General features: G+C 44.5%; 12 protein-coding genes. 5 read left to right on the forward strand and 7 right to left on the reverse strand.

Annotation, left to right across the window (positions count from 1 at the left end; genetic code table 11):
• The first annotated feature begins 21 nt into the window (after window positions 1-21).
• The gene (locus HQK80_06330) at window positions 22-2,373 is read left to right on the forward strand and encodes an FAD-dependent oxidoreductase (GenBank protein MBF0221831.1); all 2,352 of its coding nucleotides are present in this window, start codon (window positions 22-24) and stop codon (window positions 2,371-2,373) included.
• Window positions 2,374-2,546: 173 nt separating this feature from the next.
• Here HQK80_06330 and HQK80_06335 read toward each other — a convergent pair whose 3' ends face one another.
• The 3 genes from HQK80_06335 to HQK80_06345 are packed head-to-tail and all read right to left on the reverse strand — an operon-like array spanning window position 2,547 to window position 4,517.
• Window positions 2,547-2,774 (reverse strand): DUF2892 domain-containing protein, encoded by a 228-nt coding sequence (locus HQK80_06335; GenBank protein MBF0221832.1) that lies wholly within the window; start codon window positions 2,772-2,774, stop codon window positions 2,547-2,549.
• A 55-nt stretch (window positions 2,775-2,829) separates the two neighbouring features.
• Window positions 2,830-3,708: a hypothetical protein gene (locus HQK80_06340; protein MBF0221833.1), complete on the reverse strand. Its 879-nt coding sequence runs from the start codon at window positions 3,706-3,708 to the stop codon at window positions 2,830-2,832.
• A 29-nt stretch (window positions 3,709-3,737) separates the two neighbouring features.
• Window positions 3,738-4,517 carry a hypothetical protein gene (locus tag HQK80_06345; GenBank protein MBF0221834.1) on the reverse strand — a complete coding sequence of 260 codons (780 nt, stop codon included), beginning with the start codon at window positions 4,515-4,517 and terminating at the stop codon, window positions 3,738-3,740.
• A gap of 312 nt (window positions 4,518-4,829) precedes the next feature.
• On the opposite strand from HQK80_06345, the gene HQK80_06350 reads away from it, so the two are divergent.
• Window positions 4,830-5,648 carry a mechanosensitive ion channel gene (locus tag HQK80_06350; GenBank protein ID MBF0221835.1) on the forward strand — a complete coding sequence of 273 codons (819 nt, stop codon included), beginning with the start codon at window positions 4,830-4,832 and terminating at the stop codon, window positions 5,646-5,648.
• Between the two features lie 39 nt (window positions 5,649-5,687).
• Complete coding sequence (locus HQK80_06355) at window positions 5,688-6,971, forward strand: OmpA family protein (GenBank protein ID MBF0221836.1); 1,284 nt, start codon at window positions 5,688-5,690, stop codon at window positions 6,969-6,971.
• 90 nt (window positions 6,972-7,061) lie between these two features.
• Here the strand turns inward: HQK80_06355 and HQK80_06360 are convergent, their stop codons facing one another.
• From HQK80_06360 to HQK80_06375, 4 genes are read right to left on the reverse strand one after another with little or no spacing between them, the layout of a single operon-like run.
• Window positions 7,062-7,220 carry a hypothetical protein gene (locus HQK80_06360; GenBank protein MBF0221837.1) on the reverse strand — a complete coding sequence of 53 codons (159 nt, stop codon included), beginning with the start codon at window positions 7,218-7,220 and terminating at the stop codon, window positions 7,062-7,064.
• Between the two features lie 56 nt (window positions 7,221-7,276).
• Window positions 7,277-8,113, reverse strand: coding sequence for a mechanosensitive ion channel family protein (locus tag HQK80_06365; GenBank protein ID MBF0221838.1), 837 nt, complete (start codon window positions 8,111-8,113; stop codon window positions 7,277-7,279).
• Between the two features lie 29 nt (window positions 8,114-8,142).
• Window positions 8,143-8,304: a YqaE/Pmp3 family membrane protein gene (locus tag HQK80_06370; GenBank protein MBF0221839.1), complete on the reverse strand. Its 162-nt coding sequence runs from the start codon at window positions 8,302-8,304 to the stop codon at window positions 8,143-8,145.
• 34 nt (window positions 8,305-8,338) lie between these two features.
• Window positions 8,339-9,001, reverse strand: a complete 663-nt coding sequence (locus HQK80_06375) for a DUF2959 domain-containing protein (protein MBF0221840.1) — start codon at window positions 8,999-9,001, stop codon at window positions 8,339-8,341.
• A 224-nt stretch (window positions 9,002-9,225) separates the two neighbouring features.
• Here HQK80_06375 and HQK80_06380 point away from each other — a divergent pair, with 224 nt between their 5' ends.
• Both HQK80_06380 and HQK80_06385 read left to right on the forward strand, forming a co-directional pair.
• Entirely contained in the window at window positions 9,226-12,585 is a 3,360-nt protein-coding gene (locus tag HQK80_06380; GenBank protein ID MBF0221841.1) for a DUF748 domain-containing protein, read from the forward strand.
• 6 nt (window positions 12,586-12,591) lie between these two features.
• Window positions 12,592-12,921, forward strand: coding sequence for a hypothetical protein (locus HQK80_06385; protein MBF0221842.1), 330 nt, complete (start codon window positions 12,592-12,594; stop codon window positions 12,919-12,921).
• Window positions 12,922-13,087: the final 166 nt, after the last annotated feature.

Raw genomic sequence — 13,087 nt, forward strand, 5'->3', positions numbered from 1 at the left:
CAAAAATATACCCAAAGGAGTATGCAAGTGAAAGGCGAGAATACTAAAGCCATCACGGTAAAAGGCTTAGACGAAAACGGTCTTCGAGTCAGCTCTCAAGACTTTGAAAAGTTGGTTCAGCAGGCATTCAAACAATCCACGACTCTTAACCTGGAGACTTACGGTCAGCATAATGTCGGCGGCCGACTTGTCGGTGCCGAAGGACCGGTTCTCATAAACATAAGCGGTCCGGTTGGCCAGCGATTAGGCTGCATGGGGCGTCCGGGGACGACTATTATAAGTAACGGTCCTGCCTCTGACGACGTTGGTTACCTTAATATTGGCGCTGACATAGTAATTCTTGGTGATGCAACCAATGGTGTTTGTAATGCCATGGCGGAAGGACGTGTTATGGTTAAAGGCTCTCTTGGTTCAAGAGCGCTTACCATGACTAAATGGAATCCGGATTATAACCGCCCACAACTATGGGTTCTTGGTTCCGTTGGTGACACCTTTGCTGAATTTAACTGTGGTGGTATCGCTATTGTTTGTGGTGTTAATCCGAAGTCGAAAAACATTCTTGGCTACCGCCCCTGTGTCGGTATGGTTGGCGGCTGGATATATTTTCGTGGAGAGACAGACAACTCGTACTCTAAAAACAATGTAAAAGAGATCGCCCCTGACGACGATCAATGGCAATGGCTGATGGATCGTATGCCTGAGTACCTTGATACCATTGGCCACTCAGATCTGCTCGCCACTCTTTCCATTCGTGATGAATGGAAAATACTGATGGGCATTACCCCGCAAGAGAGAGCCCTGATGTTCAGCGGCCCTATGCCTATGCAGGAGTTCAGGGCCAAGGTCTGGGATAAGGGTTTTGGTGGTGGAGACCCTCTTCGCGACCTGGCGCCCGGTCTCGACAGGTCGCCAATTGGTCTTATTGAAACAGGTGATCTCCGCAGAAAGACTCCCTACTGGGCAAACAAGGAAACGTCTGCTCCCTGTTCTTTTTATTGCCCTATTCATATTCCGACAATAGACAGGCTCAGACTTCTCCGTGAAGGTAAAATTCAGGAAGCCTACGAACTGATCATGGAGTATACCCCCTTCCCCGCCTCTGTTTGCGGGGCCGTGTGTCCCAACCTCTGCATGGAAAACTGTTCTCGGCAGGTTGTTGACGAACCAATCGATGTTGCCCTTCTCGGTCGATCAATTTTAAACGTACCTGCACCAAATACAAAAGCGCCTGTCGGTAAGAAAGTTGCCATCATTGGCGGTGGCCCTGGTGGCATAAACGCAGCCTATCAACTTGCCCGGGCTGGTGTTGAGGCCCATATTTTCGAGAAAGACCAACAACTGGGCGGTAAACTTGCCCAGGTGATTCCTTGGGAAAGGTTGCCTCTGGCCTCCTGGCAGGCCGAAATCGACCGTTTCGTGAGCATGCCTAATATTCATGTTAATTACGGCGTTGATATGGACAGCGACAAGTTTACTCAACTTAAAAAAGAGTTTGACTATATTGTTATCGCTGTTGGCACCCACGAACCCCGTCGCATTCCTTTTCCGGGCCATGAAAAAGTAATACCAGCTCTGGATTTTTTAAAGTCAGCAAAATCTGATACACCGATGAAAATTGGTAAAAAAACAGTGATTATCGGTGCAGGTAATGTTGGCTGTGACGTCGCTTGTGAGGCCTATCGCCTTGGCACAGAGAAAGTCACCTTGGTAGATATTCAAAAGCCTCTTGCCTTTGGTAAAGAAAAAGAAGCTGCCGAAAAACTGGGCGCGACCTTCCAATGGCCAGTCATGACCAAGGAAGTCACCGATGAAGGCTTGATTGATAATTCCGGAACCCTTTATCCCGCCGACACCGTTATCATTTCAATAGGCGACGTGCCTCGCCTTGGTTTTCTTCCTGACGCGATAGAATGCCTTAATGTTGGCGGGGCCAGCTGGATAAAAACGGATAACGCCGGCCGAACCTCTGATTCGAAAATATTTGCAATTGGTGATGTTAAACGACCTGGCCTCGCCACAAACGCACTTGGCGCCGGCAAAGATTCCGCTGAAGCCATTATTGCAGATATTGAAGGCAGAGAGTGGAAGCCTTTTGCTAAAAACGTGGTCTCCATTACCAACCTGACTCTTGCGCATTACTGCCCGACACCTACTGATGGAACTCCGGAAGAAGAGGCCGACCGCTGCTTGAGTTGCGGCTCCTGTAGGGACTGTCACCTTTGTGAAACCATATGCCCCACCAATGCCATCAAGCGCCGCGAGCTAAAAGAGGTTAACGACTATGAGTATATCTCTGATGATAGTAAATGTATCGCCTGCGGCTATTGTGCAGACACCTGTCCTTGCGGGATTTGGCAGATGAGACCCTTTTAATCCTTGATTCAAATTTCATATTCTACTTCAAGGCATCGTATTTTTTACGATGCCTTTTTTTTGGGGGGTAGTCTCGTAAAAAGTCCAAAACCGAAAAATCGCACCCAATGATTTCAATATGTTAGGTTGGGTAAAATTGCCAAAATCGGACTTTTCACGAATACATCAAGGCTTTATTTCTTTTTGTTGCTGCATTCACAGCAGGTATTAAGTCCAATTACAGCATACAGAGGACAGAACCGCAACAATCCGGTCAATAAGGGGGCAAAGGCTAGAACCTTGATAATTGTTTTCGAGGTTCCTGCGGACACAACTGGATTGTCAAAGTAACCGATATAAACGAGGCAGGCGAAAACAATTAGACGAATAGCCATGTCAATGGTACCAACATTTTTTTTCATAACAACTCCTCTCCTTTAAGTTCTATTAAACGCAAAACATCCCATAAGGCCGTTATTAATTGCTAAATCTACCTGACAAGCCTGGATGACAGCGGCTACAGCTATTCATTGGAAATGCAACTGTCATATGGCACATGCCGCAATAATAGCCATAAAGGTTTTTTTCCTTATCAAATTCTTCGGTACCAAAACTTTCAATTTTAAACACGTCTGGGTGGCAATTCGAACAGTCAAGCCAGGCTATGTGCTCCTTATGTGGAAACGAGACATGAATACGCGAGACGTTTGTATACCACTTTAAAGGTTCATACAAATTAGAAGGCAAGGGTAACGATGTCTGCTCATCACCAGCGCTCAGAATATTCTTTGGCCTGATAACAGATGTCTTGATAGCGTTTACCCAGTCTATCTTATCCCCGTCGGTCAGCCGAGGGAGGTCAGCCGCCAGTTTTTCATATTCAGGACTGGAATAGACGGCGTTCAATTTTTGTTTACTGAGGTGACACCGATCACAAGCAAACTCAACTGAAAAAGCAATCTTGCCATTATGGCAGGCCCCGCAAAATCGCCCATCAAGATAATCCTCCCGGGTGATACCACTCTCTCCCTTTTTCATGCTGAACTCAAGCTCAACATGACATACGCGGCAGGTATACTCGACCCTGTGGGTGGCATGTGAAAAAACAACCGGATCCACCCCCCTCTTTTCAGTTCGACCCCGCATAACTAAAACACCATAACGATCAGGGCGCCCGTTATACATAGCCATATGCAGCAAATTATCGAGTTCGGCACGAGAAAGAGGAGGTTTGCTATATTTCTTGTGCCGAATAACTGCACCCGGTGGCCTCTGATCGATGAGTTCATCGATACAGCCACCCGAAGTGAGAAGAATTAAAAAAATGCCGACACAGCTGCAAATATACCTCAGCACTCCAACTTTTCTCTCCTGCTCTCGCACCGTTACTGACTCACAGGCGTTGAGTGACAATTGTTGCAATCATTAAGAGGAAAAGCGACACTACCATGGCATATACCACAGAATTTTCCTTCCGTGATCTCCTTCATGCTCATTTCCGTTTTACCTGTTTCAAGTGCAAAAGGTTCAGGATGGCACATCCCGCAGCCATTCCAGGCCACATGCAGCTTATGGGAGAAGATAATTCCCGGCAACCCGGGCAGTTTTGGTGCAATTGGTTCATCCCTGAGATTACTTACCTTGTTCTCAGAATCAAACGTTACACCCTCAATATAGTCTTTAACAACTATGGTACCTGCCGCTTCAGCCTGGTTCCAGTCAATCTTGTTGCCGTAGTTGGCATTAGGCATATTCTTCTTAAATTCGAAAAACGCCCTCTTGGCACGGCGTTCTTTCTCTTTGGCATCATTGGTATCCTTAGGATGGCATTTTGAACACTCACTGATATCAAAGGACTCTTTCCCATTATGGCAGGTACCACAATAGCGACCATCTTTGTTATCTTCCTCCATTATTTCAGTCTCTCCTGCCATTTCAAATTCGATATCAACATGGCATAAACGGCATGAATGCTTTGCCCTGTGGTTCCAGTGGCGAAAAACGACAGGCATTTGCCCTTTGTTTTTAACCATTTTATCCAAAACAACTTCACCATATTCATGACTTTTCTTCACTTGAGCAGTACTATCAATTGGCAGCAGCCCGAGAACTGCAAGAACCCCAAAAAACATCCACAATCCGTATCTTTTAATTTTTTCTCCCATCATGTGCTCCTTTTCACTTGTTTTTTACAGTTCCCTACCCTATTATTTAGTTCGTAATTGGCAATTCAATAGCTGCGGATAACAATATCGCATTTAATATACTTCGCCCATCACCTGCTTAACACACCGTTCCACCATACAGCTAAAACTTAACCCCAAGCAAGATATTTAACAGATATTTAATTGTTTACAGACTCAAACATACACTTACCAGCAAAATCCGGCCTCAAATTATCTATATTTTTTTACAATACTATGGTATTAATTCCTCGTAAAATGCAGTTATCATTAAAATGAACAAGGGAGATACTCATGGAAGACAAGCTGCCAATCATCGCCGACTGGTTCATCCAGTATTCAGGTAAAATTATTGCCGCACTCCTCATTTTTATTATCGGCCGCTGGCTGGCGATTCGCCTATCCTCGATGTTTTCAAAAATTCTCGAGAAGAACAAGGTCGAAATAACCCTTGTCAGCTTTCTGAAAAACATTATTTATTATGCCCTGCTTATCGCCGTTCTCATCGCGGCACTTAACCAACTCGGCATCAACACCGCATCTTTTCTCACTGTCGTTGGTGCGGCCGGCCTGGCTATTGGTCTGGCCCTGAAAGACTCATTAAGCAATTTTTCTTCCGGTGTTATGCTCATACTTTTCAGGCCATTTAAAATCGGTGATTTTGTTACCGCTGCTGGTGTTAGCGGCACAGTAAATCAGATCAGTATTTTTAACACTGAAATGGCTACCCCGGACAATCAGAAGATAATCATCCCCAATAGTGCCATCATGGGCGGTGTGATAACCAATGTCACAGCAAACCCAACCAGACGAATTGACCTGGTGGCCGGAATCAGCTATGCAGATGACATCGGAACAGCACGAAAAGTTCTTGAAAAAATTATTGCTGATGACTCGAGAATACTTGCTGACCCGGCAACTAAAATTGCGGTATCAGAACTCGGCGACAGCAGTGTTAACTTTATTGTCAGGCCATGGGTTAATGCCGAAGAATACTGGGATGTACGCTTCTCAATAACAGAGCAGATCAAGCTTCAGTTTGATGCCGCGGGTCTTAATATTCCGTACCCTCAACAAGATGTTCATCTCTTTGTAGAAAAAAATGTTGTTTAAAATACGTAAATTTAAAACTTATCTCAAAAAAGGTGCCATATGAAAAATCCAAAAACAAGGTTCTTATCAGCTTTACTTATCAGTCTATTACTTACTTCCTGTGCCATGCTTTCAAGCCAGCCGGAACCATCCTTTACTCCGATCAATTTAAACGACAAAGTAAGCTCCGGAGAGTATCAGAAAAAAACAGACAACTTCCTGCTTCTCTTTGACGCCTCATCTTCGATGTTTCTGGACTATAACCAGGAGATGAAGTTTAAACAGGCCAAGCGCATTGCCAACCGTATGAACCAGACCATTCCGGATCTTGATCTGCAATCCGGCCTTGGTGTCTTTGGCCCAACAGCCATTGGCCGTGGTAATGGCAGCAAACTATCTTACGGCATGACTAGTTATAACCGTAAAGCCTTTGGCGATGCACTACAGCAAGTCTCCTCACCGTCAGGCAACACCCCAATGACGCAAGCCATTAAGCTTGCCGGAAGCAACCTTGCTGAGAGCAAAGGAAAAATCGCGGTTATTTTGATCAGTGATGCGGAGGATGTTGGCAATCCTCCGCTTGCAGCTGCCACAGAGCTTAAAGCAACGTACGGCGACAGGATTTGTGTTTACACCGTTCTGATTGGCAACAATTCTACCGGCAAAGCAACTATGACCCAGATAGCTAACGCCACCCAGTGCGGATTTGCCACAGATTATGCATCCATAGAAAGTCCTCAGGGTATGGCAGATTTTGTTGAACGAATTTTCCTTGAAAAGGCTACAGATTCAGACGGCGATGGTGTTTTTGACAGCATGGATCAATGCCCTGGAACACCAAAAGGAACACCTGTCGATGCAGTTGGTTGCCCAATCAAAAAGGCAGATGACGATAAAGATTCTGATGGTGACGGGGTATACGACTCTAAAGACCAATGCCCTGGCACACCTTACGGAATCAAGGTTGATCAGTACGGGTGTCCCCTTCCCATTGAAGGCAGTGTGACAATCGAACTTCGGGTTGAATTCGACTTTGATAAGGATACAGTTCGCCCTCAGTATCGGCAGGAGTTACAGGATTTTGCTGATTTCTTGACCTCATACCCCAACCTGACGGTCACCCTTGAGGGTCACACGGACAACTACGGTTCCAAAGAGTATAATGAGGAACTGTCAATCCGTCGGGCCAAAAGCGTTCGACGCTACCTAGTCGGTGAATTCGGTTTATGGGGCAACCGGATCACAACAACAGGCTATGGTTTTTCACGGCCTGAGGCCGATAATACAACTAGCCAAGGACGCCAGAAAAACAGACGGGTTTACGCAATCATTCAATCGAATTGAAAATTTTCACCATAACACCTTAGTTTAAAATAAAAAAAAGGCATAGACCTTGCGGTCTATGCCTTTTTTTATGGTCTATAACAACAACTCTTACTTACTCAACTCTTCAGCCTTCTTCTTCACCGCATCAAAAGCAGTGTCGACTTCTTTTCCAGCTTTTTCTGCGGCACCTTCCTTTTCACATGCAACGATACCAACGGTAAAAATAACCACGCACAATGCGACAAAAATACGTTTAATTATCTCCACAGGTGCTCCTCCTCAAATAAAGTTTCATTGTGACCAACAACAGACCTCATAACTGATTAAACCACTTTTTCAGGTGACGATATGATTGCCACCTCGCGCTGAGGGAAGGGAATTGAGATGTTCCCCTCCTTTAACGCCGTAAAAATTGCACCATTGGCCAAAAAGCGCATTTGAAAATAGTTCCTGGTGGGCACCCAAAAACGAATCCCAATATTAATCGAAGAGTCGCCAAACTCATCAATCCCAATTTGAGGTGCAGGATCCTGACAAACATCTTCCAAGTTGGCGAGTGCTGACTTAATACGATAAACGGCCTCATTTGGATCGTGGTGATAGGCGATTCCGACTGTCGTTTCAACCACTTTATTAGCGAATGAGTTATGAATAATTTCACCGACAATATGTTTGTTCGGTATGGTGATCTGCTCATCATCTTCTGTTGTTAAAACGGTCGCGGCCAGTTTAATCTCCTTGACAATGCCGGTAACCCCCTGAACTGAGATGGTATTACCAACCACAAATGGCCGACTAATGATAATTGACAATCCAGCACCATAATTCGACACGGGCCCCTGGATCGCAAAACTGGCCCCAAAGGCGAGGGCGCTGACTGCCGCCACAAGAGGAGCGACAGAAATCCCAAACTGGCCGATGGTAATGATAACAACGAAAACAACAACCAGCATTTTAGCAACACTGCCGGTAAATTTACTGAGGGTCACGTCAAGGTTATGCTTTTCACAGAGTCGAATAACCAGCGCCGCAACCCAACTCGCCAGTTTAAGCCCTACAACAAGAACTATAAGTGCACCCAATATCTGAAAACTGTATTTCACAGCAAACTCAATGGCAACGGTATATAAACCCTCTAAGTTGGCAAGTTCTTCTTTCATGCTCAGTTCTCCTGGAATCTATTAGTCTCTTATTTCTTTTTAACCACCAGCCATAGAGCGTGAACAGAGCCAGGCAGAAGACCGCATAGCGTTAAAACAATATTGATCCAGAACTGAAACCCGATACCAACCGTTAAAAACGCAGCGACAGGTGGAAGAAATATGGCTAGTATAATTCGTACAATGTCCATAACAAGGCTCCTTTAAGAAAGATTTAAACAACCTTTATTTTTTTAGTGTTTCTATAAACGCATTAGCCTCTTTTATAGAGGCTTCCATCTCCTTAACCAGCAGAACAATATCACCTTCAACAGCCACCAGTTCATTCTGCAGCGAAGCAATAGCCTGCGCATTCAGATTATGCTTAAGATACAAAACCTGATCCTTAAAGGCGCTTAAGACGGGTGCTATTTTCTTCTCGGCTTTTTTCATGGCAGAAATAAGCTTGGCATAATGCGTACGAGTTGCATCAAGTTTTTGCTGACTGTCTTTGCGGAGCGCTGCACTTGAATATTCTTTCAACTCACTTTTCCATTCATCAAACAAAGCCTCTGAGACACTTTCAACTTTCTGAATTCTGTCATGTACAGCCTCAGCCTTTTTTTCACTTAGCTCATAGGTTTCATTAAGCGTATTGTACTTATCCTCTAAATCACCACCTTTAATCCCCAGCACCGTTGTAAATTGTTGGAGAGCTGATTTGAATTGCTCTTTAGCTTCAGACTGGGTATCGCGGGCTTCGGCCACTCGATCCATCATAATGTCGCGTTTATGAACGCCCATTTTCTCCATTGCACCATAGTAAACTGTTTGACAGCCATAAAGTCCAGGCATCGCCAGAATAAAAGCCAAACAAACTAAAACAAAAACTTTTCGAGCTATCTCCATACAACTCCCCCTTTTCTCAAAGTTAAAACACGCAAACCAATTAAAAACTCTATCCGACCAGGCATTGATGAGACCAATCGTCATTTTCACGTTAATTTACTCATCAAACAACTGTGTTTTACAAATATATGCAATATGTATAATATGAAATGATACCACTTTTCAAGTAATGACACACAACTGAAGAGATAGTTCGCAACACGCTCGATACTGAGAGGAAGACCATGCAAAACAAACAGTCCTTTTTTCAGCGCCTCAAAATGCTCTCTCGCCCAAAAAAAATAGCACTTTCAGTTCTGACAGGTTTCACTCTTTATGCTCTGGTCGGCTTTCTAATTCTCCCACCAATCATCAAACTCACTCTGGAGAAGAAACTGCCCCCCATTCTGCACAGAGATGTTTCCGTCAATAAGATACGGCTAAACCCTCTAACTCTCTCGGCAACAATTGAAGGCTTTCAGGTTCTCAAAAAAGAAGCAACTGGTCCGCTTGTTAGTTTTGAAAAACTGCACATCGATCTCCAGGCCGTCTCTGTATTTAAAGGCGCTTTGATTATTAAATCAGTGATGCTCAAGACTCCAACGATCAATTTCAGTCGCATCAACGACTCCACCTACAGCTTCTCGGATCTGATACCCAAAAATTCAGAGGAAACAGCTGCCACCAAACCCGCATCCCCATTTTTATTTTCAGTAAACAATATTGAAATTATCGGCGGTGATATTTCATTTTCTGACCAGCCAAAAGAAAAAACCCATCAAATCTCACAACTGAACTTGGCTCTGGCCAGCATTTCAAACTTACCCTATCATATTGAAACTTTTATCCAGCCCACCTTTTCAGCAAACGTGAACGGCACCCCTTTTGCCTTAGATGGTGTAACAAAACCTTTCGCAACCTCACGCGAAAGCGACATCAATATCGACATCAAAAACCTTAATATTGCCGAGTATGTTGCCTATCTACCGAACCCCACAAAGGCAGTCCTGTCGTCGTGCCTTCTCGACATCAATGGAAATCTTGATTTTACATCCACACAAAATAATAGCGCCACAAACACCCTTTCTTACACCGGAGAAATAGTCTTTAAAGAAATAGCCATTACTGACCAAGAGGGGAAACGCTATATTGAACTGCCCCGAATTACCATCACCACCGCGGCATCAAATCTTCTCGACCTTAAAGTTCACATCTCTAAGCTGGAGATTGAAGCCCCGAAGTTTATTGTGAAACGCACCAAAGACCAACAGATTCTGCCGCTGACCATTCTGCTTCCTGATGCAAACGAGTCCACGCCTCACCCCCCCGAAGAAAATAAAGGAGTTGAAATATCCGGCGAACCAGATCACTCCAACCCGTTTAACCTTGCCATCGATACTATCTCTCTGGTCAACGGGCAGCTTACCTATACAGACGAGACTGTTGATTCCTTTGAAACCATACTCCAGCCTTTCAATGTTCAAGTGAAGAACTTCAACACGGCACAGGGTAAAACGGCCAGTTACGATCTCTCGGTTTCAACAGAAACATCGGAAACAATCACCAGCACCGGCACAGTTCAACTCAACCCACTGGCAGCAAACGGCAATGTCAGGGTCAGCAAGGTTAGCCTTCCTAAATATATGCCCTATGCCAATGCCCTGTTGAGGCCCGAAATAACAAGCGGATCACTCGATTTTTCAACAGATTTCAGCGTCTCGATATCTCAAGACAACAGTCCGAAACTCCTTTTAGAGAACAGTACTGTTCTGCTTGAAAACTTTAAACTCTTAGACAAAGGCAAGCCTGTTATTGATCTTGCCGAACTTGCTCTTGTCGGTGGACAAATCGATCTTGCCAAAAAAACAATGCATCTTGAAAGTTTTACTTCAAAAAAAGCTTTGTTTACTGTCATTCGCGACCAGAACAGCCTACTTAACGTCAACTCATTTGTTATAGAACCAACCGCAAGCGAAAAGCAGGAAAGCACAAAACCTCTCGCCCCAGACACCTCCGAACAGTCGCAAGCCCCATGGGCCATCTCTTTAGGTTCAGCCAATTTTTCAGATCATGAGCTGATATTTCTGGATCAGAGCCTTGCCAAACCATCTACACTTCGCGCCCATAACATATCGATAAAGCTGGCAGGTTTTTCCACAACCGGCCCTCCCGGCAGCATCGATTTCTCAACAGAACTCAACAGTGCCGGTTCAATCAAAGCACGTGGAAAGGTTGGCATATCACCCGTATCAGCTGAACTTGAGACGGAGGTCAACCAGGTTGGATTCAAGCCCTTTCAAGCCTACGTTGATGAACTCTTCAATGTCCTGATTACTGACGGCAGTCTTTCTTCCAGTGGAACACTTACGCTGCATTCAGATTCGGAAAATCCCGTTTTAAACTTTACCGGCACTGGAGCCATCGACAATTTTGCCTCCATAGATACAAAGTTCAGAGAAGATCTCGCCCGCTGGAACAAAATCAGTCTGTCTTTGGCCTTTATCTCTGACCCCTTCAGGTTAGTGATTGATGATGTTCAATGGGACGAGCCTTACGCAAAAATCGTGATTTCCGACCAGGGAACTATCAACCTTTCAGAACTCACAAAAAAACCACCTTCAACTCCCCCATCGCAGGTACCCGCTTCTCAAGATCAAGCTGACCAACCAGCGGCTAAAGACATCACCATTAAGAAATTTACCGTAGACAAGGGCCAATTCGACTTTATCGATAATAAAATCAAGCCAGCCTACGCATCATCTCTAAGTGATTTTTCCGGTACTGTTACTGGTTTATCTTCAAAGGTAGCAACTCAGGCCGATGTTAAATTCGAAGGCAAACTCAATCAGTTTTCACCTATTCTCATTTCAGGGTCAATAAACCCACTTGCTAAGGATTTGTTTGCCGATCTAAAAATTGATTTCCATGATATTGACCTGAGCCCCACTTCTCCATATACAGGTAAACATCTCGGCTATAAAACCGATAAAGGCAAGTTGACCTTGAACCTCCACTATATTGTCCAGGGGAGAGAGATTTTAGCCAAGAACCACCTCTTTTTAGACCAGTTCACCTTAGGTGAGACTGTTGAAAGCCCTGATGCTGTCAGTCTGCCGATTCACCTTGCCCTTGCCCTATTAAAAAACAGATCCGGTGAAATCATCCTGAACATCCCGGTTCAGGGCAACCTTGATGACCCTCAATTCAGCATTGCCAGCGTTGTGGTAAAGGTTCTCTTTAATCTTATCACTAAAGCTGTAACCTCACCCTTTGCCCTTTTAGGTGCTTTGATACCTGACGGAGAAGATTTACAATTGGTACCGTTCAAGCCTGGCTTGGCAAGTATTTCAGATGAGCATTCTAACAACCTGACACAAATAGCCTCAGTCCTCTACGAACGACCAGGTCTGCGGATGGACATAGTCGGAAAAGTTGATCCGCAGAAGGACGGACAAGCTATCGAAGAGTTACGCTTTCAAAAAATGATCAAACTTCAGAAAGCCAAAGATCAACAAAAAAATGCCTTCAGCAAAGATGCGCTTCCAGATATAGAAGATATTGTGGTCAGCGAAGAGGAATATCCACAATATTTATTTATGGCATAAAGGGAGATGCTTGATCAAAAAGACACTAGATCGAAGGGGGCTAAAACCTGGAGCAAGTTCACTGATTTTATCAAACAAGAGAGCCCTGAAAAGAACCTGTCACATAGCGAGATTAAAGAGCAGATACTCGCCGACATTCAGGCCTCAGAAGAAGACCTTCGGCTACTCGCCCATGAGCGAGCAGCCAATGTCAAAAACTATCTTATCGCCTCAGGGAAAGTTGAAGCCGAAAGGCTATTTGTTCTTGAACCAAAAGTCGTACAATTAAAAGAAGGGAGCACTTCAGGAAAGGACATGAGCAACATTGCCATGCAGGTTGATCTTGTTATTAAGTAAAACCTGAGGAAACCGGGACAGATCTATTTCTCAATGTGCTGATGCGTCAAAAAGTCATGGCTTAGAGCCTATTATAAGGGGATATAGGTGACACCGTTATATAGCAAAAACATGCAATGAGCTACTTAACTAGAAAGTTGTTCAGAGTCCAGCACCCCTAAAGACT

This window comes from Desulfobulbaceae bacterium, assembly GCA_015231515.1.
Classification (GTDB): domain Bacteria; phylum Desulfobacterota; class Desulfobulbia; order Desulfobulbales; family VMSU01; genus JADGBM01.